The following is a 23,866-nucleotide window of genomic DNA, read 5'->3' on the forward strand; positions in this document are numbered from 1 at the left end:
GGCGACCGGCTAGGCCGAGGTCGCGGCGACCCAGCGGTCCAGCGTCGCCCGGGCCGCGCCGGAGTCGACCGCCTCGCGGGCCCGCTCGAGCCCGGCCGCCAGCGCCTCGTCCGGGTCGGCGCCCGGCGCTTCGTGGACGGCGAGGGCGGCCCCGGCGTTGAGCAGCACGGCGTCGCGCACCGGTCCCTGTTCACCGTCGACCAGCCGGCGTACGACCTCGGCGTTGTGGGCCGCGTCGCCGCCCCGGAGCCCCTCGGCGGTGCCGCGCGGGATGCCGTGCGCGGCCGCGTCGACCGTCGTCTCGCTGACCTCGCCGGCGTGCACGCGCCACAGCCGGGAGGTCGTCGTGGTGGTCAGCTCGTCCAGTCCGTCGTCGCCCCGGAACACCCAGGCGTCGACGCCGCGGCGGGCGAAGACGCCGGCCATCACCGGCGCGACCCGAGCGTCGGCGCAGCCGATCGCCTGGGCGGCCGGCCGGGTCGGGTTGGTCAGCGGCCCGAGCAGGTTGAACGACGTGGCGATGCCCAGCTCACGGCGGGGCACCGCGGCGTGCCGCATCGCCGGGTGGAACGCGGCCGAGAAGCAGAAGGTGATGCCGGCCTCCTCGGCCACCTCGGCGACCCGGTCCACGGGCAGGTCCAGCCGGATGCCGAGCTGCTCGAGCACGTCGGCGGACCCGGACTGCGACGAGGCCGACCGGTTGCCGTGCTTGGCGACCTTGGCGCCCGCCCCGGCCGCGACGATCGCGGCCATCGTGGAGATGTTCACCGACATCGACCGGTCGCCACCGGTGCCGACGACGTCGAGGAGCCGGCCGGGCACCTCGATCGGGTTGGCGCGGGCCAGCATCGCGGCGGCCAGCCCGGTGACCTCCTCGGAGGTCTCGCCCTTGGCGCGCATCGCGACCGCGAAGCCGGCGATCTGCGACGGCGTCGCCTCGCCGGCGAGGATCTCGCCCATCGCCCACGCGGCCTGCGCCGCGCTGAGGTCCGAGCCGCCGACCAGCGCCGTGAGGACCTCGGGCCAGCTGCTCACGTGCTGGCGGGGACGCGGGACTTCAGCAGCGAGACGACCGTGTCGGCGAGCTGGATCGGGTCCAGCGGGTGCGGTACGGCGGCCTCGGCGCGGGACCAGGTCGCCAACCAGGCGTCCTGCGGCCGGCCGGTCAGCACCACCACCGGCGGGCACTGGTAGATCTCGTCCTTGAGCTGCTTGGCGATGCCCATCCCGCCCGCCGGGACCGCCTCGCCGTCCAGGATGGCGAGGTCGATGGTGCCGGCGTCCATGTTCGAGATCACGACCGGCTCGGTCGCGACCTCGACGTACTGGAGCTCGGGCAGGTCGGGGTGCGGGCGGCGGCCCAGGGCCAGGATGACCTGCTGGCGGGTGTTCACGTCGTCGCTGTAGACGAGCACCCGCAGGGGCTCGCGCCGGGAGGTCGAGTCGCTCACGGCCGCGATGCTACTAGTCGGCGTCGGCGGCGCGCTGGGACGCCGCCCGTTCCCGCGCCTCGAGCAGGTCCAGGCGCCGGTCCTCCCGCTTGGCCTCCTGGAGCGAGGACCGCACCCACTGGGTGAACAGCACCCCGAACAGCGCCAGGGCGACCAGGTCGCCGGACCCCCACAGCAGCCCCCCGGCCAGGTGCTGGTCGTCGAGCGGGTCGGGCAGCCAGGCGCCCATCGGGCCGTCGTGCAGGTTCGGGTACCAGTCGCCGCCGATCAGCGTCTCCTCCCCCATGATCGTCACGCCGAGGAAGGCGTGGAACGGCAGCGTCAGCACCACCAGCAGCATCCGGAAGGGGTAGGCGACCTTCCCGGGCACCGGGTCGATGCCGATGATCGGCCAGAAGAACAGGCAGCCGACCAGCACCAGGTGCAGGTGCATCACCTCGTGGAGGTACGCCGAGTGCAGCGTGGCGGTGTACCAGCCCGAGAAGTAGAGCGCCCAGGGCGAGGTCACGTACAGCAGCAGCGTCAGCGGCGGGAAGGACAGCACCTTCGCGACCCGCGAGTGCAGCACGGCGAGCAGCCAGCGTCGCGGCCGCGGCGGCAGGGTGCGCAGCGCGAGCGTCACCGGCGCGCCGAGGGCGAGGGCCATCGGCACCAGCATCGACAGGATCATGTGCTGGACCATGTGCACGCTCAGCAGCGTGGTGTCGTAGGTGCCCAGCCCCGATGCGGTCGCGAAGTAGAACAGCCCCATCCCGGCCGGCACGAACGCGACGGTCCGGCCCACCGGCCAGCGGTCGCCGCGCCGCCGCAGCAGGGACGCGCCGTACAGGTAGAGGCCGGCCACCCAGACGGTCAGCACGAAGGGCACCGGCTCGAGCGACCAGCCGGTGAAGACGGTGCCGAGGGTGAAGCGGGGAAGGTCACCGGTGGCCGTCAGCAGGGCCCCGGACAGGGGTTGGAGCACGGTGTGAACTTTATGACCTCGAAACACGGGGGGCCGGGGTGCCCTCGGGAAGCGGTCACGACATAATGAACGGGTGGCGACAGCAACCGCGATTCCGGCATCCCGACTGCACGGGCACCACGACCGACCGAGCATGGTCAGCGTCGGGACGATCATCTGGCTCTCCAGCGAGCTGATGTTCTTCGCGGCGCTGTTCGCGTCGTACTTCACCATCCGCGCCGTCAGCCCCGACCTGTGGGCCAAGAACACCGCGATCCTGAACGTCCCGTTCGCCTCGGTGAACACCACGATCCTGGTGCTGTCCTCGCTCACCTGCCAGCTCGGTGTCTTCGCGGCCGAGCGCGGCCAGGTCGGCCGCACCGGCTCGGTCCTCAAGGTCAAGGGCTGGGGCCTGCGCGAGTGGTTCGTGCTCACCTACATCATGGGCGCGGTCTTCATCGCCGGCCAGGCCACCGAGTACGCCTCCCTGGTCCGCGAGGGCGTCACGATCCAGGACTCGGCGTACGGCACGATGTTCTACCTGACCACCGGGTTCCACGGCCTGCACGTGACCGGCGGCCTGATCGCCTTCCTCTTCGTTCTCGGCCGCACGTTCGTGGCGCGCAAGTTCACCCACGAGCAGGCGGTCAGCGCGATCGTCGTCTCCTACTACTGGCACTTCGTCGACGTGGTGTGGATCGGCCTGTTCGCGACCATCTACCTCGTCCAGTAGTCCCCACCGCCGCACGACTGAATCGCAAGGACTTGATGTGCGTCTCCTGAACCGATCCGCAGGTCGCCTCTCCCGGCACCGCCGTGGTCCCCTGGCGGGCCTCGTCGTCCTCCTGCTGGGGCTGCTGATGACCGGTGGCCTGTACGCCGCCTTCTCCCCCGCGTCCGCGGACGAGACCGCCTCCAGCGCGGACCAGATCGCGAAGGGCCGTGAGCTGTTCCTGGTGAGCTGCTCGTTCTGCCACGGGCAGAACGGCGAGGGCGTCCGCAGCGAGGACGGCAACCAGATCGGCCCGTCCCTGGTCGGGGTCGGCGCCGCCGCGGTCGACTTCCAGGTCGGCACCGGTCGGATGCCGTTGGCCCAGCCGGGCGCGCAGGCACAGGAGAAGCCGCCGACCTTCGACGACGACGAGGTCGCCGCGCTCGCGGCGTACGTCGCCTCGCTGGGCCCCGGCCCGGCCGTCCCCGACGAGGGCGACTACAGCCTGGCGGGGATGTCCGACGAGGAGCGCCAGGCCGCGATCACCCGCGGCGGCCAGATCTTCCTGACGAACTGCACCGCCTGCCACAACTTCGAGGGCTCGGGCGGGGCCATGCCGCGTGGCGGCTACGCCCCGCGGATCCGCGGCGTGGAGCCGCGCTACATCTACGAGGCGCTCCTGACCGGCCCTCAGAACATGCCGAACTTCTCCAACGGCAACCTCTCGCCCGACGAGAAGCGCGACGTGATCGCCTACCTGGGCTCGCTGGAGGAGATGCCGAGCTACGGCGGCTTCGGCCTCGGCGGCCTCGGCCCCGTTCCGGAGGGCCTCGCGGCCTGGATCGGCGGCATCGGCATCTGTGTCGGGTTCGCGGTCTGGATCGCGGCCCACACGACCCGTTCGAACAAGAAGAAGGTGGAGGCGTGAGCGACGACGCCCACGAGCTCGACACTGTCCCCGACGCGACAGTGACGGACGACCTGTACGCGAACCCGGGCCTGGCCGAGCACCACTGGCGGCCGACCGACGTCGACCCGAAGATGGAGAAGCGCGCCGAGCGCCAGGTCGCGATCCTGTTCGGCCTCTCCACGATCTGCACGATCCTCTTCGTGGTCTCCTACTTCACCGTCGACAAGACCGACACCTTCGCCGGCCTCGGCGCGCAGAACCTCACCCTCGGCCTGACCCTGGCGGGTGCGCTGCTCTTCATCGGCATCGGCGTCATCCAGTGGGCCCGCAAGCTGATGGCCGACCTCGAGATCGTCGAGAACCGGCACCCGGCCTCGTCCTCCGAGGCGGACCGCGCGGCCACCCTCGAGTCCCTCGACCAGGGCATCGCGGAGTCCGGCATCGGGCGGCGCCCGCTGGTGCGCAACTCGCTGCTCGGCGCGGTCGGCCTCGTCGGCGTGACCGCGGTCGTCCCGCTGTGGGACCTCGGCCCGACCAACGCCAAGGTCACCAAGGAGCAGCCTTACCCCGGCGCCGGCCTCGAGCACACGATCTGGGCCCCCGGCATGCGCGTCGTACGCGACGTCGTCGGCACCCCGATCCGGCCGGGCGACCTGCAGATCGGCGACCTGGTGAACGCCGAGCCCGAGGGCCTGTTCAACGGCGGCCCCGACGGCGAGCCGCTGGAGGGCGTCGCGCTCCAGGTCGGCAAGTCCAAGGGCGCGGTCGTCGTCGTCCGGATGGAGCCCGAGGAGATCATCCCGGGCAAGGGCCGCGAGAACTGGTCGGTCGACGGCATCATCTGCTACTCCAAGATCTGCACGCACGTGGGCTGCCCGATCTCGCTGTACGAGCGGACCACCCACCACCTGCTGTGCCCCTGTCACCAGTCGACCTTCGACCTGGCCGACTCGGCCCGGGTCGTGTTCGGCCCGGCCGCGGCGGCCGCTGCCGCAGCTGCCGCTCCAGGTCGACGCCGACGGCTACCTCGTGGCGCAGCGGGACTTCGATGAACCGGTCGGACCGAGCTTCTGGGAGCGTGGCTGAACATGGACACCACCAAGGTCGCCAACACGAACGGCACCGAGCCGGCGATCGCGGCGAAGCCGAGTCGTGCGGGCGCGGTCGCGTCCTGGGCGGATGATCGCCTCGGTCTCGCGACCATGGCGAAGAAGAACCTCCGCAAGGTCTTCCCTGACCACTGGTCGTTCATGCTCGGCGAGATCGCGCTCTGGAGCTTCGTCGTACTCCTGCTGACCGGCGTGTTCCTCACCCTGTGGTTCACCCCGAGCATGGGCGAGGTCCAGTACAACGGCAGCTACGAGCAGCTGCGGGGCATCCAGATGTCCGAGGCGTACGCCTCGAGCCTGAAGATCTCCTTCGACGTGCGCGGCGGCCTGCTGATGCGCCAGATGCACCACTGGTCCGCGATGCTGTTCGTCGCCTCGATGATGGTGCACCTGCTGCGCGTCTGGTTCACCGGCGCGTTCCGCAAGCCGCGCGAGCTGAACTGGGTGATCGGCTGCCTGCTGCTGCTCCTCGGCACCCTCGAGGGCTTCACCGGCTACTCGCTCCCCGATGATCTGCTCTCCGGCACCGGCATCCGCGCCGCGGACGGCTTCATCAAGGCCAGCCCGGTGGTCGGCACCTACATGTCGTTCCTGCTGTTCGGTGGCGAGTTCCCGGGTGAGTCGATCATCCCGCGGCTCTACATCATCCACGTGCTGCTGATCCCGGGCCTGCTGCTCGCGCTGGTCGGCGCGCACATGCTGCTGCTCGTGTACCACAAGCACACCCAGTGGCCCGGTCCCGGCCGCACCGAGAAGAACGTCGTGGGCTTCCCGATGCTCCCGGTGTACGCCGCCAAGGCCGGTGGCTTCTTCTTCATCGTGTTCGGCGTGACCGCCCTGATGGGTGCGTTGCTCTCGATCAACCCGGTGTGGAAGTACGGTCCCTACGATCCATCGAAGGTGACCGCGGGCTCCCAGCCGGACTGGTACATGGGCTGGCCGGACGGCGCGCTGCGCATCATGCCCGGCATCGAGACCCACATCTGGGGGGTCACGATCTCCTGGAACGTGATGCTGCCGATCCTGATCCTCCCGGTCGTGGCGTTCACGGTGCTGCTCCTGCTCCCGTTCATCGACGCCTGGGTGACCGGCGACAAGCGCGACCACCACCTGCTCTACCGGCCGCGGAACGCCCCGACCCGCACCGCGGTGATGGTGGCGCTGATGACGATGTACGGCCTCTTCTGGGCGGCCGGCGGCAACGACATCATCGCGATCCGGCTGCACGCCTCGATCAACCAGATCACGTACTTCCTCCGGGCCGCCGTGATCGTGGGACCGGTCATCGCGTTCCTGGTGACCCGGCGCTGGTGCATCTCGCTCCAGCGCAAGGACAACGAGACGCTGCTGCACGGCTACGAGACCGGCATCATCATGCGCTCCCCGGAGGGTGGCTACACGGAGCGGCACCTGCCGCTCGACGCCACCCGCGCCTACGTCCTCACCGCCCGCGACCGCGACCCGATCGTCGACGGCGAGGTGCAGCACGAGGTGGACGGCAACGGCGTACCCACTCCGCACACCGGGCGGTTGTCCGGGGTCCGCAACCGGCTCCGCACCCTGATGTGGTCGGACAACGTGCAGAAGCCGACCGCGGAGGAGCTGGACGCGGGCCACCACCACGCCGAGCACGAGCACGAGCTCCAGACCGCCTTGGACGGCCACGCCGCGGACGGCCACCAGTTCGACGGCCACCACCTCGTCGAGGACGAGGGCCTGCGCCACCACTGAGGCCCCCCGCGCCTCGGCGTACCCGTACCACTGAGAAGGCCGTACCACTGCGAAGGCCGCCCCTCTCCCCCTCCGGGAGTCGGGCGGCCTTCGTGTTCCCCGCCGAGTCGGCGCAGTCTCAGCCAGCCCGCCCGCCGAGTCGGCGCAGTCTCAGCTGAGATGGCGCCGACTCGGCGTCGCTGCAGCTGAGTTGGCGCCGACTCGGCGTCGCTGAGGGGCTCAGCTCAGGGCGGAGCCCTGCTCGTACTGCTTGAACGACTCGTTCCAGTCGCCGTAGCCGTTGTCGAGGGTCATCGGCTTGTCGCTGCCGGTGTACTCGACCACGTCGCCGCGGCGGGACATCGCGTAGAGCCAGGCGGCGTTGGCGGTGCTCATGCCGGTGCAGCCGTGGGAGACGTTGGCGTAGCCCTGCGAGCCGACCGACCACGGGGCGGCGTGGATGAACTCACCGGAGTAGGTGAGGCGCATCGCCCACTGGACGCCCTCGATGTTGTAGGCGTCGGCGCCGGTGATGCCGACGGTCTCGGAGTTCATGTCCTTGGACGCGAACTTCTCGATGATGACCTTGGTGCCGGAGCGCGTCGTGTACGTCGGCTGCTGGCCGGTCGTGATGGGGATGGTGCGCAGCAGCTTGCCGTTGCTGAAGACCTTCATCTGGTGCGACACCATGTTCACGCGGTAGACGTGCGCGTCGCCGACGTGGAAGTTCAGCTCACGGCTCTCCTGGCCGTAGATGCCGTTGCCGGCCGGGACGCTGTTCACGTCGACGTCGACGTGCACGTCGGTGTCGGCCTTCCAGTACGACTTCGGGCGCCAGTGCGCCTCGGTGCTGCTCAGCCAGTGCCACGCGCCGGGCTGGGCCGGCTTCGACGTGACCGTCATGTGCTTCTCGAACGCCGCCTTGTCGGTCACCGGGACGTCGAACGTGACGATCACCGGCATGCCGACCCCGACGGTCTCGCCGGCCAAAGGCGCGACGGAGGGGTAGGTCTGCTGGTCCAGGGTGAGCGCCTGGGTGTGGAAGTTCGCGGTGCGGGTGACCTTCGAGCCGTCGGTCTTCTCCGCCGTCGCGGTCATCGTGTACGACGTGCCGGGCTCGAGCCGGTCGGTGGCGGTCCAGCTGGACCCGTCGCTCGCGAACTCGCCTGCCAGGGTGGCGCCCGAGGAGGACACCTTCACGGCGTCGATCGTGCCGCCCTGGGCGGACACGCTCACCGCGTGGTCCACCGGGACGTCCTGGGCGCCCTTCTTGATGCTCGTCGTGAGCCGGAGCGCCGGGACCGGCTCCGAGGGAGAGGCCGACGACGGCTCGTCACTCCCGGCGGCGCCCGGGACCGCGTCGTCGGTGTTGCACGCGGCCAGGGTCAGGCTCAGAGCGCCCACCGTGACGAAGGTGGCCGCGCGCAGGAGCAGACGACTGTCGGACATGCAGGAACTCCCCGTGACGAGCGTGCTGATCGATCACCACCAGACTAACCGGACCCACCACAGGATCCGATTCGGCGCGGCGTGAGAGTTGCCTCAGTGCGCGTGCACGCCCCGGTAGTACTCGAAGATCCACCCCGACAGCGCCAGCGCGCCCAGGACGACGCCGATGATGAACAGCCACCACGCGCCCATGGCCACGCCGTACACGCACACGCCGAGCGTGGCGGCGCACCACAGCGGCCACCAGGAGTACGGCGGGAAGAAGCCCAGCTCGCCCGCGCCGTCGGCGATCTCGCCGTCCTTGCGGTCCTCGGGGCGCGGGTCCATCTTCTTCGCGTGGAAGCCCAGGTAGAGCGTCATCATGCCCGCGAGCAGGGTGGTCATGGTGAGGGCGGAGGTGCCGGTCCACTCAGAGGTGATGAACCAGTACGCCGGGCTGACCAGCAGGAAGAAGATCGTGACGATCCCGAAGATCCAGGCCTCGGACTTCATCAGGCGTTGCCCTCCGGGTTGTCGTGGTTGCGGTCGCGCAGCATCTCCTCGCGACCCTCCATGTCAGGCGCGTCGGCCGGCCCGCCGACCCGCGCCATCTCGTTGTCCTCGAGCTCGATCGCGGCGACCTCCGGGTGGTGGAGGTCGAACGCCGGCGACTCCGAGCGGATCCGCGGGATCGACACGAAGTTGTGCCGTGGTGGCGGGCAGCTGGTCGCCCACTCCAGCGAGCGGCCCCAGCCCCACGGGTCGTCGGTGTTGACCAGCGGGGCGCGCCGCGAGACGTAGACGTTGTAGAGGAACGGCAGCGTCGAGGCACCGAGCAGGAACGCTCCGATGGTCGAGACCTGGTTGAGCGTCGTGAACCCGTCGCCCGGCAGGTAGTCGGCGTACCGCCGCGGCATGCCCTCGACACCCAGCCAGTGCTGGATGAGGAACGTCGTGTGGAAGCCGATGAACAGCAGCCAGAAGTGCAGCTTGCCGAGGCGCTCGTCGAGCATCCGCCCGGTCATCTTGGGCCACCAGAAGTAGAAGCCCGCGAACATCGCGAACACCACCGTGCCGAAGACGACGTAGTGGAAGTGCGCGACCACGAAGTAGGAGTCGGACACGTGGAAGTCCAGCGGCGGGCTCGCCAGGATCACGCCGGTCAGGCCGCCGAAGAGGAACGTCGTCAGGAAGCCGATCGACCAGAGCATGGGCGTGTCGAAGGAGATCGACCCGCCCCACATCGTCCCGATCCAGTTGAAGAACTTCACTCCTGTTGGAACCGCGATCAGGAAGGTCATGCCCGAGAAGAACGGCAGGTCCACGGCGCCGGTGACGAACATGTGGTGCGCCCACACCGCGACCGACAGGATCGCGATGCCGAGGGTCGCGCCGACGAGGCCGATGTAGCCGAACACCGGCTTGCGGCTGAACACCGGCAGGATCTCGGTCACGATGCCGAAGAACGGCAGCGCGATGATGTAGACCTCGGGGTGACCGAAGAACCAGAACAAGTGCTGCCAGAGGATGGCGCCGCCGTGCGAGGTGTCGAACACGTGCGCGCCGAGCTGGCGGTCCGCCTCGAGCGAGAGCAGCGCGCCGGCGAGCACCGGGAACGCGATGAGCACCAGCAGGCTGGTGACCAGCGTGTTCCAGACGAAGATCGGCATCCGGAACATCGTCATGCCGGGCGCGCGCATGCAGATGATCGTGGTGATGAAGTTGACCGCGCCCAGGATGGTGCCGAGACCGGCCATCCAGAGGCCCATGATCCAGAGGTCACCACCGACGCCCGGCGACCGGACGGCGTCCGACAGCGGGGTGTAGGCGAACCAGCCGAAGTCGGCGGCGCCCTGCGGGGTGAGGAAGCCGGAGGCCGCGATCAACCCACCGAACAGGAACAGCCAGTAGCTGAACATGTTCAGGCGCGGGAACGCGACGTCGGGCGAGCCGATCTGCAGCGGCATGATGACGTTGCCGAAGCCGAAGAACAGCGGGGTCGCGAACAGCAGCAGCATGATCGTGCCGTGCATCGTGAAGAGCTGGTTGTAGACCTCGTCGTTCACGATCTGCATGCCCGGGTACGCCAGCTCCGAGCGGATCAGCATGGCCATCAGGCCAGCGATCAGGAACCAGGCGAACGACGTGCCGAGGTACAGCTTGCCGATCAGCTTGTGGTCGGTCGTGGTCAGGATCCGCGCGAGCTCCTGCCCGAGCGGACGACGCTTCGCGACGCTGGTGGGCGTGGCGGCGGTGGCGGTCACTTGCCTTCTCCCTCGGGTTCCTCGTCCAGTCCGACCTGGGTGCTGGCGTTCTGGCCGCCGATCAGCGGCTTGTCGCTCTCGGCGCCCGCGTCCTGGAGGCTCTGCACGTAGGCGTCGTAGTCCTCGCGGGACACGACCTTCACGTCGAACAGCATCCGCGAGTGGTAGACGCCGCACAGCTCGTAGCACTTGCCGCGGTAGTCGCCGATGCGGGTGGGGGTGATCTCGTAGTGGTTCACGCGACCCGGGACGACGTCCATCTTCATCAGGAACGCCGGCACGCCGAGGTCGTGGATGACGTCGGGCGAGTGCAGGTTGAACCGCGTCGTCTCGCCGACGGGCAGGACCAGCAGCGGGAAGTGAGAGCCGGTGCCGGAGTCGTGGACGTACGACTGGTACGGGAAGTTGTCGTCGAACAGGTCGTCGTCCGCGGACCGGTCCTGGTTGCCGATGCCGTAGTTGAAGGTCCACGACCACTGCTGGCCGGTGACCTCGATGGTGTTGTCGACGGGCCGGTCGTCGTCGAGCACGAAGTTCTGGACCTTCACGGTGTGCGCGAAGAACACGATCACCATGATGATCGGCGCGACCGTGTAGAAGATCTCGAGCGGCAGGTTGTAGCGCGTCTGGATCGGGATCTCGTCATCGCTGCGGCGACGGAACCGGAAGACCGCCCAGAAGATGAGGCCCCAGACGACGACTCCGGTGATCAGCGCGGCGATCCACGCGCCCTGCCAGAGGTTGAGGATGTGCTCGCCCTGCTCGGACGCGGGGTCCGGCATGGCGAACCGCTCCCACTGGCCCTGGGTCTCGGACGAACAGCCGCCCAACGCGAGGACACCGACGCCCACGGCGGCCAGGGCGGCCACACGCTTGGGGAGTTGCAGACTCAACGCTTGAGCCTCTCTCTCAGCACGATCACGGATACGCAGAACACTATCGGAACCGGGCCCCGGATCGACTGGTGGGGGGCCGGTACGTTGCGGGTGTGAGAAACGCCTCCGGGTACCTCGACGCCGCGTCGTCGGAGCCGCTCCACCCGGCCGCCCGGGAGACCCTGGCGGCGGCGCTCGACCGGGGGTACGCCGACCCGCGGCGGCTGCACGGGCCCGGCCGGGACGCCCGGCTGCTGCTCGACAACGCGCGGGCGGTCGTCGCGGAGTGCCTCGGGGTGCGCGCCGACGAGGTCACCTTCACCTCCTCCGGCACCGACGCGGTCCATCGCGGGCTGCTGGGCCTACGGCTGGGTCTGCCGCACGGTGCCGACACCCCGGTTTCCCACTCGGCCGTCGAGCACTCCTCCGTCCTCCACGCGGCCCGCTGGACGGGCGTGGAGCCGGTCGTCGCGCCGGTCGACCGGCTCGGCCGGGTCGCCCCGTCCGGGTTCGCCGGGTCGACCGGCGGGGTGGCCGCGCTCCAGCACGCCAACCACGAGGTCGGCACCGTCCAGCCGCTCGCCGACCTGGAGGTCGGCGTACCGCTCTTCGTGGACGCCTGCGCCAGCATGGGCCGGCTGCCGCTCCCGGACCGGTGGGACGTGGTCGCCGGCTCCGCCCACAAGTGGGGCGGCCCGGCCGGGGTCGGCGTGCTCGTGGTGCGCAAGGGCGCACTCTGGGTGAACCCGTTCCCCGGCGACGACCGCGTGGACGAGCGGTCGGCCGGCTTCGAGAACGTCCCCGCCGCGCTCGCCGCGGCCGCCGCCCTCCGGGCGGTGGTCACCGACCGCGCCGAGACGAACGCTCGCCAGCACGCGCTCGTCGACCGGATCCGGGCGGCGGCCGCGGAGATCCCGGACGTCGAGGTGGTCGGTGACCCCGTCGACCGCCTCCCCCACCTCGTCACCTTCTCCTGCCTCTACGTCGACGGTGAGGCGATCGTGACGGAGCTCGACCGGCGCGGGTACGGCGTCGCCAGCGGGTCGGCCTGCACCGCCTCGACACTCGCGCCGAGCCACGTCCTCGAGGCGATGGGCGTGCTCACCCACGGCAACGTCCGGGTCTCGCTCACCCGGGAGACCACCGCGGCCGACGTGGACGGGTTCCTGGCCGTGCTGCCCGACGTCGTGCGCGAGATCCGGTCCCGGGTGGGGCTGTGACCGGCGCCGACCTGGAGCTCGACTGCCGCGGGATGCTCTGCCCGCTGCCGGTCATCGAGCTCGGCAAGCGGTACGCCGAGGTGCCGGTCGGCGGCCTGGTCGCCGTGCTCGCCGACGACGTCGCGGCCCGCACCGACATCCCGGCCTGGTGCCGGATGCGCGGCCAGGAGTACGTCGGCGAGGAGCCGACAGGTCGCTACGTCGTCCGCCGGCTCAGCTGATCCGGGTCGACGGTCTGCCCCACCAGCTCCCTCATCTCGTCGATCGCGTCCCACTCGTTGACGTGCATCGCGCCCAGCACCCGGCCGGCGTCGTGCCAGAAGACCACCGCCTGTCGGGCGGCGAGGTCGCCGCGCACCACGACGCTGCCGAGGTGCTCGCGCGGGACGTGGCCGACGTACTCCATACCGAGGTCGTACTGGTCGGTGAAGAAGTACGGCGACCGCTCGTACGCCTCGGTCCCGCCGAGCATCACCCGGGCGGCGGCCTTGCCCTGCTCGATCGCGTTGTCCCAGTGCTCGACGCGCAGCCGGCCGAACACCGGGTGGTCGTGGGCGGCGATGTCGCCGGCGGCGAGGACGAGCGGGTCGGACGTGCGCAACGTCGCGTCCACGAGCACCCCGTTGTCGACGTCCAGCCCGGCGTCGCGGGCCAGGTCGACCCGCGGCACGGCCCCGACGGCGACGAGCACGAGGTCGGCCGGCACGGGCGGCGTCCCGTCGAAGGAGGTGCCGAGCCGGAGGTCGACGCCGTGCTCCCGGTGGAGGTCGGCGAACATCGACCCGACCCGCTCGCCCACCACGCCGAGCAGCGGCTGCGCCTGGGGCTCCACGACGGTGACCTCGCAGCCCGCGGCCCGGGCGGCGGCGGTCACCTCGAGGCCGATCCAGCCGCCTCCCACCACCAGCACGCGCGGCTGCTGGAGCAGGGCCGCGCGCAGGGCGCGGGAGTCGTCGCGGGTCCGCAGGTAGACGGCGCCCTCGACCGGGAGCCGCCGCGGCTCCGACCCGGTGGCGAGCAGGAGCCGCTCGTACGCGACGTCGCCGGCATCGGTCTCGACGACCTGCCGGAGCCGGTCGATCCGGCGCGCCGCCGAGCCGGTGCGCATGTCCACGCCCTGGTCGGCGTACCACTGCGCGTCGTGGACGTCGGTGCCGTCGGCCTCCTCCTTGCCGAGCAGGACCTCCTTGGAGAGCGGTGGCCGATGGTAGGGCAGGTACGACTCCGCACCCAGGACCACCACGTCGCCGTCGTACCCCTGCTCGCGCAGCTCCTCGACCGCGGACGCGCCCGCGAGGCCTCCACCGACGATCACGTGTGCCATGGGTTCACCTTCCCGAGCGGGTCAGCGCGAGGAACTCCGCGCGGGACGCCGCGTCGTCCCGGAGCCTTCCGAACAGTGCTGACGTCACAGTACGACTCCCCGGCACCCGCGCGCCCCGCAGCGACATGCAGGTGTGCTCGGCCTCGATGACGACACCCACGCCCTTGGCCCCGAGCGCGGTCCGGAGGTGGTCGGCGACCCGCTGGGTCAGCCGCTCCTGGGTCTGCGCGCCCCGCGCGTGGTACTCCACGGTCCGGGCGAGCTTGGACAGGCCGAGGATCCGCTCCCCCGGCAGGTAGCCGACGTGCGCGACGCCCACGAACGGCAGGACGTGGTGCTCGCACAGCGACTGGACCGGGATGTCCTGGACGAGCACCAGCTCGTCGTACCCCTCCGTGTTGGGGAACGTCGTCATCTCGAAGTCGGTCGGGCTGAGCATCTCCGCGAGCGCCCGGGCCATCCGGCCGGGCGTCTCGGCCGTGGACTCGTCGGCGAGGTCCATGCCGAGCGCGGTCAGCAGGTCGGCTGCGGCGACCTCCGCCGCCCGGAGGTCCACCCGCGAGTGGTGCTCGACCCGCCAGCGGGCGAGGTCCTGGGGCGCCTCGCTCATGCCTTCGACCTGCCCATCGCGAGCAGCGTGAGGGCGAGGGCCGCGAGCATCAGGCCGAAGTCGCGCAGCGCGATGTCGTAGTACTCCCCCGTGCTGACCAGGTTCACGATGATGCCGGCGAGCCAGGCGGCCACCAGCAGGCCGCCCCACCGCGGCGTGACCAGCACGACCAGGCCGGCCACGATCTCGACGACGCCGACCATCAGCATCGCGTCGTGCGCCGACCCGGGGACGAGGTCGTTGACCCACGGGGCCAGGTACCCCTCCCAGTCGTCGGTGAGGATCGTCAGGAATTTGTCGAGGCCGAACAGGATCGGCGCCACGACGAACGCGGTGCGCAGCAGCAGGAAGGCCTGCTCGGTGTGGTCGGCCGTCACGACGGACGGCCGGTGCAGGGTGGTCATGGGCCCCTCCGATATCTAAAAGAGATTTGATTAGACGTTAGAACCTGTGACACCATTGCGTCAACGGTTTTCGCCTCGAGAAATGGGTGGCGCATGGACCTCTCCCGGGCCGCCAGCGTCGGCGCCCTCGCGGACCCGACCCGCCGCTCGCTCTACGAGTACGTCGCGACGCGACACGCGCCGGTCGGCCGCGAGGAGGCGGCGGCCGCCCTGGAGCTCCCCCTGCACACGGTGAAGTTCCACCTCGACAAGCTGGTCGGGGCCGGGCTGCTGGCGACGGAGTTCCGACGGCTCGGCGACCGGACCGGGCCGGGCGCGGGCCGGACGAGCAAGCTCTACCGGCGGGCCGAGGGCGAGGTGTCGGTGTCGCTGCCCGACCGCAGGTACGACCTGGTCGGGCACATCCTGGCCAGCGGGGTCGAGCGCGCCAGCGCAGGGACGTCCCTCGACGAGGCGATCGACGCAGCCGCGGGCGAGACCGGCCGCGACCTCGGGGCGGAGGCGGCGCCGGGCGACGTCGCGGCGTTCGCCCAGCTGCTCGCCGCGCAGGGGTTCGAGCCCCGGGTGGAGGGCGACACCGTGCTGCTCGCCAACTGCCCGTTCGACACGCTCGCGAAGAGCCACACGGCGCTGGTGTGCGGGCTGAACCGCGCGTTCGTCCAGGGCGTGGCCGACGGGATCGGGTGCGGCGTCACCGCGTGCCTGGAGCCCGAGCCGGGACAGTGCTGCGTGAAGGCCCGGGTCAGCCCCGAGGTCAGCCCAGCGCCTTGAGGTGCGGCGCCACGTCGTCGGCGGCCGCGGCGCCGTAGGACTCCTCGAGGCGGCCGAGGAACTGCGCGGGCGTGAAGGCGTACTCCTGGGTGCCGACCGTCTCGACGACGTACGCCGCGAGCACGCAGCCGACCTGCGCCGCGCGCTCGAGCCCGACCTGCCACTCCATCGCGGCCAGGAACCCGGCGCGGAACGCGTCGCCCACCCCGGTCGGCTCGAGCGCGGTGACGCCGCGGGCGGCCGCGAGCTCGATCGGCTCCTCGCCCCGGCGCAGGATCCGGGCGCCGTTCCTGCCGAGCGTGGTGACCTGGATGCCGACCCGGGAGAGCACCTCGTCGGCGGACCAGCCGGTCTTCTGCTCGATCATCGCGGACTCGTACTCGTTGGAGAACAGGATCGCCGCGCCGTCGATCAGCTCACGGATCAGCTCCCCGCCGCTGAACGCCAGCTGCTGGCTCGGGTCGGCGATGAACAGGTAGCCGCGCTGGCGGCACTCCTCGGTGTGCCGGAGCATGCCGTCGGGGTCGTCGGCGCCGATCAGCACGTAGTCCGGCGCGCCGACGCGCTCCGCGATCGGGCCGAGCTCGATCAGCCGGGCCTCGCTCATCGCGCCGGGGTAGAACGACGCGATCTGGGCGCCGGTCGGGTCGGTGGTGCAGACGAACCGCGCCGTGTGCCGGGTCTCCGAGATGCGCACGTGGCCGCAGTCGACGCCGTGCCGCTCGAGCCAGGAACGGTAGCCCGCGAAGTCCTCGCCGGCCGCGCCCACCAGCACCGGACGGACGCCCAGCTGGCCGAGGCCGAAGCAGATGTTGGCGGCGACACCCCCACGCCGGATCTCCAGGTCGTCCACGAGGAACGACACGGAGAGCTTGTCGAGCTGCTCGACGACCAGGGAGTCGGCGAACTTGCCGCCGAAGCTCATCAGGTGGTCGGTGGCGATGGAGCCCGCGATCAGCAGAGACACGTGACGGAACACTACCGAGCGGTACTGCTCCCGGTACCAATCGGTAGGCCCTAGCGTCGGTGGCATGACGCCTCAGCGACTCGTGTACGACGACATCTCGACCCCGGCCGAGATGGGCACCGACGCTCTCGCCGTCCTCACCGCGCTCGGCTGGCTGCCGGGCACCTACGTGCCGCGGGAGGCGACCAAGCGCGAGGTGGAGATCCCCGCGGCGGCCGCGCGACTGGCCGCGGCGCTGAACCTCCAGCTCGACGGGGAGTGAGGCCGCGCCAGCGGACCCACCTCATCGGTGGTCGAGTAGCACGGCGCGACCGAGGCACGAGGTCGCGGCGAGCGTATCGAGACCCGGTCGGACGCCCCGCGCTCCAGACGCACATCAGCCCCGGACCGAGGAGGTCCGGGGCTGATCTGTCGGTTCAGGCTGCAGCTGTCTCACGTGGTATCGACACCCGCCTGCTGACTTCGCAGGCTCAGTCAGAGCGGCTCGCTCAACCACCATCATCGAGGCCGCTCACGCGTCCTCGATCAGTGGAACGAGTCGCCGCAGGCGCAGGAGCCGGTGGCGTTCGGGTTGTCGATCGTGAAGCCCTGCTTCTCGATCGAGTCCACGAAGTCGATCATCGCGCCGTTCAGGTAGGGGACGCTCATCCGGTCCACGACGACGGAGACGCCGTCGAAGTCGGTCACCACGTCGCCGTCCAGGCTGCGCTCGTCGAAGAACAGCTGGTAGCGGAGGCCCGAGCACCCGCCCGGCTGCACCGAGATGCGCAGCGAGAGATCGTCACGGCCTTCCTGCTCCAGGAGGCTCTTCACCTTGCCGGCGGCCACCGGGCTCAGGTTGATGGAGTCGGTGCGACGCTCGGTGCTGGTCTCGACCTGCTCGGTCATGGGCTGCTTCTCCCGAAGTAGGTGGAAAGGTCTTGCTCGGTCAATGGTCGCACACGGCCGGTTATTCCCGTGACCACGTGCGCGCGACGCGTTCCGCGAGGTCACCGAGCGCCCCCACGGGATCCGCGAACGCCCGCTGCTCCCCCACGGCGTCCACGAGGGAGTACGCCGACTCGACGCCGAGCGCCCGCATCTCCCGCGAGCCGACGTGCACCTGGCCGGCCAGCACCACGCAGGGCCGGAGCGCCGCGGCGGCGACCTCGGCGACGCCGTACGGGACCTTGCCGCCGCGACTGGAGTAGTCGAACGCTCCCTCGCCGGTCACCACGAGGTCGGCGGCCCGCGCGCGCTGGGCCAGGCGCAGCGCGCCGGCGACGAGCCCGATGCCGGGTTCGCGGGTGGCGCCGAGCAGCAGCAGGGCGAACCCGAGACCGCCCGCGGCCCCGGCGCCCTTCTCGAGCGCGATCCGGCGGTCGGCCGCCACGGCCAGCTCCTCGAGCCAGCCGTCCACGACCGGGAGCCGGTCCTCCGCGATGCCCTTCTGCGGGCCGAACACCTTGGTCGCACCGAACAGCCCGGTCAGCGGGTTGTCCACGTCGGTGGCCGCGACCAGCTCCACGGCGAGCGCCGGCAGCTCGACGGTCGTGATGCCCGGCAGCCCGGCGGCACCGTGGTCGAGCGGCCGGTCCGCGGTCGCGCCCAGGGCGGCGAGCAAGCCGGCGCCCCCGTCGTTGGTGCCGCTGCCGCCGAGGCCGACCACGACCTTCGTCGCGCCGGCGTCGACGGCCGCGAGCAGCAGCTCGCCGACGCCGTACGTCGTGGCCGACTCGGGCCGCTCGCCGCCGGTCAGCTCGAGACCGCACGCCTGCGAGGCCTCGACGTACGCCGTGGTGCCGGTCAGCAGCACGGTCGCGGGTGTCGGCTCGCCGTGCGGGCCGCGGACGGTCACCGCCAGCAGCTCGCCGCCGAGCGCCGCGTGGAGGACGTCGACGAATCCCGGGCCGCCGTCGGCCATCGGCGCCAGGTCGAGCTCGTCGTCGGGAGCGCGACGACGCCACCCGGCCGCGATGGCGTCGGCGGCCTCGACCGCCGTGAGCGTGCCCGCGAACTTGTCCGGGGCGACCAGGATGCGCATGCACCTAGTCTGTCGGACGTGCAGATCCGCCCGATGACCCTGGCCGACGTGCCCGAGGCCGAGCGGATCAGCGACGAGGGCTTCTTCGAGCTGGACAGCCGGACCCGGCGGCTGGACGGCCCCGAGCCGCAGCGCCGCTCGGACCCGCACCGCGAGGTCTGGATGAGGCGGACCCGGCACTTCGTCGAGACCGATCCGGGCGGTTGCTGGGTCGCCGAGGACGAGACCGGCCTGGTCGGCATGGCCACGTCGTACCGCCGCGAGACGTTGTGGTGCCTGGCGACGTACGCCGTCCTGCCCGGCCGCCAGGGCCAGGGCATCGGCAAGCCGCTGATGGCCGCCGCGATGAGCCACGGCCGCGGCTGCACCCGCGCGATGCTGTCCGCGTCGTCGGACACCCGGGCGGTGCGGGTGTACCACCAGGCGGGGTTTCAGCTGCACCCGCAGATGTACCTGACCGGCACGCTCGACCGCTCGGCGATCCCGACGGTCGACAAGGTGCGTGAGGGCACGGCGTCGGACTTCGAGCTGATGGACTCCCTCGACCGGGCCGCCCGGGGCGCCGGCCACGGGCCGGACCACGAGCTGATGCTGTCGACGTGGCGGCTGCTGGTCAGCGACACCTCGACCGGCTCGGGCTACGCCTACCTGAACGAGCGCGGCTCGCCGGCGCTGCTGGCCGCGTCGAACCGGCGTACGGCGACCCGCCTGCTGTGGGCCGCGCTGGCCGACGGCCCGGACGAGGCGACGATCAGCCACGTGACGGGCGCGAACCAGTGGGTGCTCGACGTGGGTTTCGCGGCCCGGCTGGCACTGCACCAAGAGGGCTACCTCGCGCTGCGCGGGATGAAGCCGCCCTCGCCGTACGTTCACAACGGTGCGCTGCTCTGAGCAGATCACCGCGAGAATAGGATCGAGCCATGACCACCGTGGACCTCCCGCTGCTGCCGCTCGGCCGCGGCACCGATCTCAACAGCGAGCGTGGCGTGGAGTGCCCGGGCGACCTGCCCGCGGCGTCCGACCCGGACCTGGTGGCGCGGGCGCTGGCCGCCAAGGAGGCGCTCGGCGACAAGGTGTTCGTCCTCGGCCACCACTACCAGCGCGACGAGGTCATCCAGTTCGCGGACGTCACCGGCGACTCCTTCAAGCTCGCGCGGGACGCGGCGGCCCGGCCCGAGGCCGAGTACATCGTCTTCTGCGGCGTGCACTTCATGGCCGAGTCCGCCGACATCCTCACCGGTCCGGACCAGCAGGTGATCCTGCCCGACCTCGCCGCCGGCTGCTCGATGGCCGACATGGCGCGGCTGACCCAGGTGGAGATGGCCTGGCAGGCGATGGCCGACGCCGGCGTTGCCGACAGCGTCGTACCCGTCACCTACATGAACTCCTCCGCGGACATCAAGGCCTTCTGCGGGCGCAATGGCGGCGTCGTCTGCACGTCGAGCAACGCCGAGACGGCGCTGGAGTGGGCGTTCGGGCAGAAGCCGGACGCCAAGGTCCTGTTCCTGCCCGACCAGCACCTCGGTCGCAACACCGCGGTGCTGAAGATGGGCCTCACCCTCGACGACTGCGTCGTCTGGGACCCGCACCGCGCCAACGGCGGCCTCAGCCCCGAGCAGCTGCGCGACGCGAAGATGATCCTCTGGAAGGGCCACTGCTCCGTGCACGGCCGCTTCTCCCCCGAGGTGGTCGACAACCTGCGCGCCGAGATCCCCGGCATCAACATCCTGGTGCACCCCGAGTGCCGCCACGAGGTCGCCCTCAAGGCGGACCTGGTCGGCTCGACCGAGTTCATCATCCAGACCATCGAGGCCGCCCCCGCCGGCTCCGCCTGGGCGATCGGGACCGAGCTGAACCTCGTGCAGCGGCTGGCGGCCGCCCACCCGGACAAGCGGATCGTCTTCCTCGACAAGACCGTCTGCTACTGCTCGACGATGAACCGCATCGACCTGCCGCACTTCGTCTGGGCGATGGAGGCGCTGGTCGAGGGCACCGTCGTGAACCGGATCGAGGTCGACCCCGAGACCTCCCGCTGGGCCCTGGTCGCCCTCGAGCGGATGCTCGCCCTCCCCGGCAAGACCGCCAAGGGCTGACGCCGGTCGAGTCGGGACCTCTGACGGGCGGGGAGGTACGGCGGGCGGCGGCTACAGCCCGGGGGCGCCCCAGATCGCGAGCCAGCGGCTCAGGTCCTCCTCGACGGGCAGCTCGCCGCCGAGGGTGTCGCGGACCTGGATCTCCAGCAGGTTGTCGCGCTGCCGGTTCGCTCCCGGCTTCGGCGCGAACGGGTAGAACGTGCCCTGCTTGTAGAGGTACACCAGGCCGACCCGTCGACCACCGGCGTCGGCGAACGGCACCAGCGAGCACAGGAGGCCGGGACCGAAGCCCTGCGCCTCCAGCGAGGTGTTCACCGCGTGCAGGTCGGTGACGAGCCCGGAGACGTCGGCCGGATCGTGGCGGTTGAGCAGCCAGGTGTAGCCGAACTCGTCCCGGGTCACCTCGACCGGTGGCGCACCCGGATCGGCGTCCAGGAGCGCGACCACCTCGTCCTGGGTCTGGCGGAACGCCGGGCCCTCGGCCGCCCGGTAGCAGACGGCGCCGCTCCCGGTCGGCTCCAGCCCCAGCGAGACCTGCAGCGTGATCGCGGCGCTCGGTACGCCGAAGAGCGCGTCGAGGTTGGCCTGCTTGGGCCGGCTCCTGCCGGCGATGACGTCCCAGAAGCCCATGTCGTCAGCCGGGCCGTCAGGCGGGCCGGTCGAGCTCGGCCTGGATCCTGGCCAGCTGCTCGAGCCGCTGCTCGAGGGACGGGTGCGTCGAGGTCAGCGTGCGGAGCGAGACGCCGCGCGCGGCGGGCGCGATGAAGAACGCGTTCATGGCCTGGGTCGCCCGCAGGTCGCGGTCCGGGATCTGGTTGATCTCGCCGGTGATCTTCTGGAGGGCGGACGCGAGGGCGTGCGGCTTCAGCGTGAGGTACGCGCCGGCCCGGTCCGCCGACAGCTCGCGGTAGCGGGAGAGGAGGCGGAGCAGCACGAAGCTGACGGCGTACGTCACCAGGCTCACCGCGAGGACGACCAGCCACACGGGGAGACCCGAGTTGTTGTCCCGGCGTCCGCCGCCGAAGATCGCGCCGTACTGGGCGCCGCGCGTCAGCATGCCGGCGAGGATGCCGGCGCTGGCGGCCACGGTCATCACCAGGACGTCGCGGTGGGCGACGTGGGACAGCTCGTGCGCGAGGACGCCCTCGAGCTCTTCGGCGTCGAGCCGGCGCAGGATGCCGGTGGTCACCACGACCACCGACCGGTGGGGCGAGCGACCGGTGGCGAACGCGTTCGGCAGCTCGGTGTCGGCGACGCCGACCCTCGGCTTCGGCATGTCCGCGAGCGCGCAGAGCCGCTCGATCATCGCGTGCAGCTCGGGCGCCTGCTCGGGAGAGACCTCGCGGGCGCGCATCGCCTTCATCGCGACCGTGTCCGAGAAGTACCACTGGCCCCACGCGATGCCCAGGCCGACGACGCCGATCAGCAGCGAGAGGGCCGGGGACTGCACCGCGAGCATGAGCGCGACGATCAGCCCGACGAAGAGTCCGCCCAGGAGGAACATGACCGTGGTCATCCGGGCCGTCAGCCCCGGGTCCCCGACGAAGCGCGTACGTGCCATGCCACCGATTGTTGCCGGTGCCCCCAAAGCCGTCAGGCGTCGCCCTTCGGCTGCTCGGTCGCCTCGGGCTCGGTCGCGATGATGTCGCCGCCGGCCTCGGCGGGCTCGATCGCCTGCGGGGGCGGCGGGGCGCCGCCGGCCTTGAGCGCGGCGAGCTCGGCCTCGACGTCGGCCTCTGAGCTCATCGCCTCGAGCTCGCGCGCGATGTCGTCCCCGCCTCCGCCGGTCACATCCTCCAATGCACCGGAGGCGATCAGCTCGTCGATGGCGCCGGCCCGGGCCTGCATCTGCGCGGTCTTGTCCTCGGCGCGCTGGATCGCCTGGCCGACGTCGCCGAGCTCGTCACCGAGGCCGGAGAACGCCTCGTTGATCCGCGTCTGAGCCTCTGCTGCCGTGTACGTCGCCTTGATCGTCTCCTTGCGGGTGCGGAAGGACTCGACCCTCGCCTGCAGCCGCTGCTGCGCGAGGGTGAGCTTCTCCTCCTCCGCCTGGAGCTGCGCGTGCTGGGCCTTGAGGTCGTTGATCTGGGTGGTCAGCCCGGACTTGCGGGTCAGCGCCTCGCGGGCAAGGTCCTCGCGACTGACGGAGATCGCCTTCTGGGCCTGGTCCTGGAGCTTCGCGGACTGCTGGTCGAGCTGATTGATCTGCAGCTCGACCCGCTTGCGGCTGGTGGCCACGTCGGCAACGCCCCGGCGTACCTTCGAGAGCAGGTCCAGCTGCCGCTGGTAGCTGTAGTCGAGGGTCTCGCGCGGGTCCTCGGCGCGGTCGAGCGCCTTGTTCGCCTTCGAGCGGAAGATCAGGGTGAAGCGCTGCCAGAGTCCCATGGCCCCAGCGTAGACGAGCAGCCCCGCCGGTAGTCTGGTGTCAGCCCGTCGTCCCCCTGCTGTGTGAGGCCCTGCGTTGTTCCGTCGCTCGAAGACCGAGACCCCCGCCACCACCGTTACCGACAAGGTGGGCGGCAAGGGCCGGCCCACTCCCACGCGCAAGGAGGCGGAGGCGGCCGCGAAGGCTCGCGCCAAGGCGCCCCAGGGCCGCAAGGAGGTCGCCACCGCGCAGCGCGGCGCCCGCTCGGAGTCCAGCCAGAAGGTCCGGCAGGCGATGAAGAGCGGCGACGAGCGCTACTACCCCGCGCGCGACCGCGGCCCGGTCCGCCGGTTCGTGCGCGACTTCGTCGACGCCCGGTTCTCGCTCATCGAGCTGGTGATTCCGCTGCTGCTGGTGACGCTGATCCTGGGCTACTCCGGCAACACGACCCTGCGCCAGTGGGGCAACACCCTGCTGATGGTGATGGTGCTGTTCGTGCTGCTCGACATGGTGATGCTGCGGTTCCGGCTGCGCCGCGAGCTCGCGCGGCGGTTCCCCGACGAGTCGACCAAGGGCCTGACCTACTACGCGATCACCCGGGCGCTGCAGATGAAGTTCATGCGGCTGCCCAAGTCGCAGGTCAAGCTCGGGCAGAAGCTGCCCGACACCTACCGCTAGCCCGCAGAC

26 protein-coding genes and 1 pseudogene are annotated in these 23,866 nt (G+C 71.0%); 11 read left to right on the top strand and 16 right to left on the bottom strand.

Annotated elements, in window-relative coordinates:
• Positions 1-9: 9 nt before the first annotated feature.
• The 3 genes from trpD to ACVW2K_RS18595 are packed head-to-tail and all read right to left on the bottom strand — an operon-like array spanning position 10 to position 2,415.
• The gene (gene trpD, locus ACVW2K_RS18585) at positions 10-1,035 is read right to left on the bottom strand and encodes an anthranilate phosphoribosyltransferase (protein ID WP_457203533.1); all 1,026 of its coding nucleotides are present in this window, start codon (positions 1,033-1,035) and stop codon (positions 10-12) included.
• Complete coding sequence (locus ACVW2K_RS18590; RefSeq protein ID WP_028636015.1) at positions 1,032-1,451, bottom strand: Rv3143 family two-component system response regulator; 420 nt, start codon at positions 1,449-1,451, stop codon at positions 1,032-1,034. Before ACVW2K_RS18590 ends, trpD begins: the two co-directional genes overlap by 4 nt.
• Before the next feature lie 13 nt (positions 1,452-1,464).
• Entirely contained in the window at positions 1,465-2,415 is a 951-nt protein-coding gene (locus tag ACVW2K_RS18595; protein ID WP_457203534.1) for a cytochrome c oxidase assembly protein, read from the bottom strand.
• Between the two features lie 73 nt (positions 2,416-2,488).
• Between ACVW2K_RS18595 and ctaE the strand changes: the two genes are divergently transcribed.
• The 4 genes and pseudogenes from ctaE (at position 2,489) to qcrB (ending at position 6,856) form a co-directional block, all read left to right on the top strand.
• Positions 2,489-3,127 (top strand): aa3-type cytochrome oxidase subunit III, encoded by a 639-nt coding sequence (gene ctaE, locus ACVW2K_RS18600; RefSeq protein WP_036569254.1) that lies wholly within the window; start codon positions 2,489-2,491, stop codon positions 3,125-3,127.
• 37 nt (positions 3,128-3,164) lie between these two features.
• Positions 3,165-4,034 carry a cytochrome bc1 complex diheme cytochrome c subunit gene (qcrC, locus tag ACVW2K_RS18605; RefSeq protein ID WP_457203535.1) on the top strand — a complete coding sequence of 290 codons (870 nt, stop codon included), beginning with the start codon at positions 3,165-3,167 and terminating at the stop codon, positions 4,032-4,034.
• Positions 4,031-5,102, top strand: a pseudogene (gene qcrA / locus ACVW2K_RS18610) (cytochrome bc1 complex Rieske iron-sulfur subunit). The gene qcrC and the pseudogene qcrA overlap by 4 nt, the downstream one beginning before the upstream one ends.
• A gap of 2 nt (positions 5,103-5,104) precedes the next feature.
• Positions 5,105-6,856 (top strand): cytochrome bc1 complex cytochrome b subunit, encoded by a 1,752-nt coding sequence (gene qcrB / locus ACVW2K_RS18615; protein ID WP_457203536.1) that lies wholly within the window; start codon positions 5,105-5,107, stop codon positions 6,854-6,856.
• A gap of 219 nt (positions 6,857-7,075) precedes the next feature.
• Here the strand turns inward: qcrB and ACVW2K_RS18620 are convergent, their stop codons facing one another.
• The 4 genes from ACVW2K_RS18620 to ctaC form a co-directional block, all read right to left on the bottom strand.
• Positions 7,076-8,284: an Ig-like domain-containing protein gene (locus ACVW2K_RS18620; RefSeq protein ID WP_457203537.1), complete on the bottom strand. Its 1,209-nt coding sequence runs from the start codon at positions 8,282-8,284 to the stop codon at positions 7,076-7,078.
• Positions 8,285-8,377: 93 nt separating this feature from the next.
• Complete coding sequence (locus tag ACVW2K_RS18625; RefSeq protein ID WP_028636022.1) at positions 8,378-8,776, bottom strand: cytochrome c oxidase subunit 4; 399 nt, start codon at positions 8,774-8,776, stop codon at positions 8,378-8,380.
• A complete protein-coding gene (ctaD, locus tag ACVW2K_RS18630) occupies positions 8,776-10,527 on the bottom strand; it encodes an aa3-type cytochrome oxidase subunit I (RefSeq protein ID WP_457203538.1) in 1,752 nt (583 codons plus the stop codon). The genes ACVW2K_RS18625 and ctaD overlap by 1 nt, the downstream gene beginning before the upstream one ends.
• Positions 10,524-11,420, bottom strand: a complete 897-nt coding sequence (ctaC, locus tag ACVW2K_RS18635; protein WP_457203539.1) for an aa3-type cytochrome oxidase subunit II — start codon at positions 11,418-11,420, stop codon at positions 10,524-10,526. Before ctaC ends, ctaD begins: the two co-directional genes overlap by 4 nt.
• 95 nt (positions 11,421-11,515) lie before the next feature.
• Between ctaC and ACVW2K_RS18640 the strand changes: the two genes are divergently transcribed.
• Together ACVW2K_RS18640 and ACVW2K_RS18645 are read left to right on the top strand one after the other, a co-directional pair.
• Positions 11,516-12,622, top strand: a complete 1,107-nt coding sequence (locus tag ACVW2K_RS18640) for a cysteine desulfurase family protein (protein WP_457203540.1) — start codon at positions 11,516-11,518, stop codon at positions 12,620-12,622.
• Positions 12,619-12,843, top strand: coding sequence for a sulfurtransferase TusA family protein (locus tag ACVW2K_RS18645; protein ID WP_457203541.1), 225 nt, complete (start codon positions 12,619-12,621; stop codon positions 12,841-12,843). The genes ACVW2K_RS18640 and ACVW2K_RS18645 overlap by 4 nt, the downstream gene beginning before the upstream one ends.
• Here ACVW2K_RS18645 and ACVW2K_RS18650 read toward each other — a convergent pair.
• Genes ACVW2K_RS18650 through ACVW2K_RS18660 form a run of 3 tightly spaced genes read right to left on the bottom strand, consistent with a single transcriptional unit; the run spans position 12,819 to position 14,960 of the window.
• Positions 12,819-13,946, bottom strand: coding sequence for an NAD(P)/FAD-dependent oxidoreductase (locus ACVW2K_RS18650; protein WP_028636026.1), 1,128 nt, complete (start codon positions 13,944-13,946; stop codon positions 12,819-12,821). The two genes, ACVW2K_RS18645 and ACVW2K_RS18650, sit on opposite strands and share 25 nt — an antisense overlap.
• A gap of 4 nt (positions 13,947-13,950) precedes the next feature.
• A complete protein-coding gene (folE, locus tag ACVW2K_RS18655) occupies positions 13,951-14,556 on the bottom strand; it encodes a GTP cyclohydrolase I (RefSeq protein WP_028636027.1) in 606 nt (201 codons plus the stop codon).
• A complete protein-coding gene (locus ACVW2K_RS18660) occupies positions 14,553-14,960 on the bottom strand; it encodes a hypothetical protein (protein ID WP_036569258.1) in 408 nt (135 codons plus the stop codon). The genes folE and ACVW2K_RS18660 overlap by 4 nt, the downstream gene beginning before the upstream one ends.
• A gap of 93 nt (positions 14,961-15,053) precedes the next feature.
• On the opposite strand from ACVW2K_RS18660, the gene ACVW2K_RS18665 reads away from it, so the two are divergent.
• The gene (locus tag ACVW2K_RS18665) at positions 15,054-15,731 is read left to right on the top strand and encodes a helix-turn-helix transcriptional regulator (protein WP_457203542.1); all 678 of its coding nucleotides are present in this window, start codon (positions 15,054-15,056) and stop codon (positions 15,729-15,731) included.
• On the opposite strand, the gene ACVW2K_RS18670 is transcribed toward ACVW2K_RS18665, so the two are convergent.
• Positions 15,715-16,698: a carbohydrate kinase family protein gene (locus ACVW2K_RS18670; RefSeq protein WP_028636029.1), complete on the bottom strand. Its 984-nt coding sequence runs from the start codon at positions 16,696-16,698 to the stop codon at positions 15,715-15,717. The genes ACVW2K_RS18665 and ACVW2K_RS18670 overlap by 17 nt on opposite strands.
• Before the next feature lie 64 nt (positions 16,699-16,762).
• On the opposite strand from ACVW2K_RS18670, the gene ACVW2K_RS18675 reads away from it, so the two are divergent.
• On the top strand, positions 16,763-16,960 hold the full coding sequence (locus ACVW2K_RS18675; RefSeq protein WP_155991943.1) for a hypothetical protein: 198 nt from the start codon (positions 16,763-16,765) through the stop codon (positions 16,958-16,960).
• Positions 16,961-17,223: 263 nt separating this feature from the next.
• Here ACVW2K_RS18675 and erpA read toward each other — a convergent pair whose 3' ends face one another.
• Together erpA and ACVW2K_RS18685 are read right to left on the bottom strand one after the other, a co-directional pair.
• Positions 17,224-17,586 carry an iron-sulfur cluster insertion protein ErpA gene (gene erpA, locus ACVW2K_RS18680; protein WP_028636034.1) on the bottom strand — a complete coding sequence of 121 codons (363 nt, stop codon included), beginning with the start codon at positions 17,584-17,586 and terminating at the stop codon, positions 17,224-17,226.
• 61 nt (positions 17,587-17,647) lie between these two features.
• Positions 17,648-18,721 carry a glycerate kinase family protein gene (locus tag ACVW2K_RS18685; RefSeq protein ID WP_457203543.1) on the bottom strand — a complete coding sequence of 358 codons (1,074 nt, stop codon included), beginning with the start codon at positions 18,719-18,721 and terminating at the stop codon, positions 17,648-17,650.
• 18 nt (positions 18,722-18,739) lie between these two features.
• Between ACVW2K_RS18685 and ACVW2K_RS18690 the strand changes: the two genes are divergently transcribed.
• Together ACVW2K_RS18690 and nadA are read left to right on the top strand one after the other, a co-directional pair.
• A complete protein-coding gene (locus tag ACVW2K_RS18690; RefSeq protein WP_457203544.1) occupies positions 18,740-19,612 on the top strand; it encodes a GNAT family N-acetyltransferase in 873 nt (290 codons plus the stop codon).
• A gap of 29 nt (positions 19,613-19,641) precedes the next feature.
• A complete protein-coding gene (gene nadA, locus ACVW2K_RS18695; protein WP_457203545.1) occupies positions 19,642-20,814 on the top strand; it encodes a quinolinate synthase NadA in 1,173 nt (390 codons plus the stop codon).
• Positions 20,815-20,865: 51 nt separating this feature from the next.
• Here the strand turns inward: nadA and pspAB are convergent, their stop codons facing one another.
• Genes pspAB through ACVW2K_RS18710 form a run of 3 tightly spaced genes read right to left on the bottom strand, consistent with a single transcriptional unit; the run spans position 20,866 to position 23,199 of the window.
• Positions 20,866-21,444 (bottom strand): PspA-associated protein PspAB, encoded by a 579-nt coding sequence (gene pspAB / locus ACVW2K_RS18700; RefSeq protein ID WP_457203546.1) that lies wholly within the window; start codon positions 21,442-21,444, stop codon positions 20,866-20,868.
• 16 nt (positions 21,445-21,460) lie between these two features.
• Complete coding sequence (gene htpX / locus ACVW2K_RS18705) at positions 21,461-22,375, bottom strand: zinc metalloprotease HtpX (protein ID WP_028636038.1); 915 nt, start codon at positions 22,373-22,375, stop codon at positions 21,461-21,463.
• A 32-nt stretch (positions 22,376-22,407) separates the two neighbouring features.
• Complete coding sequence (locus tag ACVW2K_RS18710) at positions 22,408-23,199, bottom strand: PspA/IM30 family protein (protein ID WP_028636039.1); 792 nt, start codon at positions 23,197-23,199, stop codon at positions 22,408-22,410.
• Between the two features lie 76 nt (positions 23,200-23,275).
• Here ACVW2K_RS18710 and ACVW2K_RS18715 point away from each other — a divergent pair, with 76 nt between their 5' ends.
• The gene (locus ACVW2K_RS18715; protein ID WP_028636040.1) at positions 23,276-23,857 is read left to right on the top strand and encodes a DUF3043 domain-containing protein; all 582 of its coding nucleotides are present in this window, start codon (positions 23,276-23,278) and stop codon (positions 23,855-23,857) included.
• Positions 23,858-23,866: the final 9 nt, after the last annotated feature.

The organism is Nocardioides sp. HB32, from assembly GCF_054058995.1.

Excerpts from the sequence above, each read along its gene's own strand:
- qcrB (WP_457203536.1), top strand. The coding sequence starts at position 5,105 with ATGGACACCACCAAGGTCGCCAACACGAACGGCACCGAGCCGGCGATC.
- nadA (WP_457203545.1), top strand. The coding sequence starts at position 19,642 with ATGACCACCGTGGACCTCCCGCTGCTGCCGCTCGGCCGCGGCACCGAT.
- erpA (WP_028636034.1), bottom strand. The coding sequence starts at position 17,586 with ATGACCGAGCAGGTCGAGACCAGCACCGAGCGTCGCACCGACTCCATC.
- htpX (WP_028636038.1), bottom strand. The coding sequence starts at position 22,375 with ATGGCACGTACGCGCTTCGTCGGGGACCCGGGGCTGACGGCCCGGATG.
- ACVW2K_RS18665 (WP_457203542.1), top strand. The coding sequence starts at position 15,054 with ATGGACCTCTCCCGGGCCGCCAGCGTCGGCGCCCTCGCGGACCCGACC.
- ACVW2K_RS18620 (WP_457203537.1), bottom strand. The coding sequence starts at position 8,284 with ATGTCCGACAGTCGTCTGCTCCTGCGCGCGGCCACCTTCGTCACGGTG.
- ACVW2K_RS18660 (WP_036569258.1), bottom strand. The coding sequence starts at position 14,960 with ATGACCACCCTGCACCGGCCGTCCGTCGTGACGGCCGACCACACCGAG.
- pspAB (WP_457203546.1), bottom strand. The coding sequence starts at position 21,444 with ATGGGCTTCTGGGACGTCATCGCCGGCAGGAGCCGGCCCAAGCAGGCC.
- ACVW2K_RS18675 (WP_155991943.1), top strand. The coding sequence starts at position 16,763 with ATGACGCCTCAGCGACTCGTGTACGACGACATCTCGACCCCGGCCGAG.
- ACVW2K_RS18650 (WP_028636026.1), bottom strand. The coding sequence starts at position 13,946 with ATGGCACACGTGATCGTCGGTGGAGGCCTCGCGGGCGCGTCCGCGGTC.
- ACVW2K_RS18625 (WP_028636022.1), bottom strand. The coding sequence starts at position 8,776 with ATGAAGTCCGAGGCCTGGATCTTCGGGATCGTCACGATCTTCTTCCTG.
- ACVW2K_RS18710 (WP_028636039.1), bottom strand. The coding sequence starts at position 23,199 with ATGGGACTCTGGCAGCGCTTCACCCTGATCTTCCGCTCGAAGGCGAAC.
- folE (WP_028636027.1), bottom strand. The coding sequence starts at position 14,556 with ATGAGCGAGGCGCCCCAGGACCTCGCCCGCTGGCGGGTCGAGCACCAC.
- ACVW2K_RS18685 (WP_457203543.1), bottom strand. The coding sequence starts at position 18,721 with ATGCGCATCCTGGTCGCCCCGGACAAGTTCGCGGGCACGCTCACGGCG.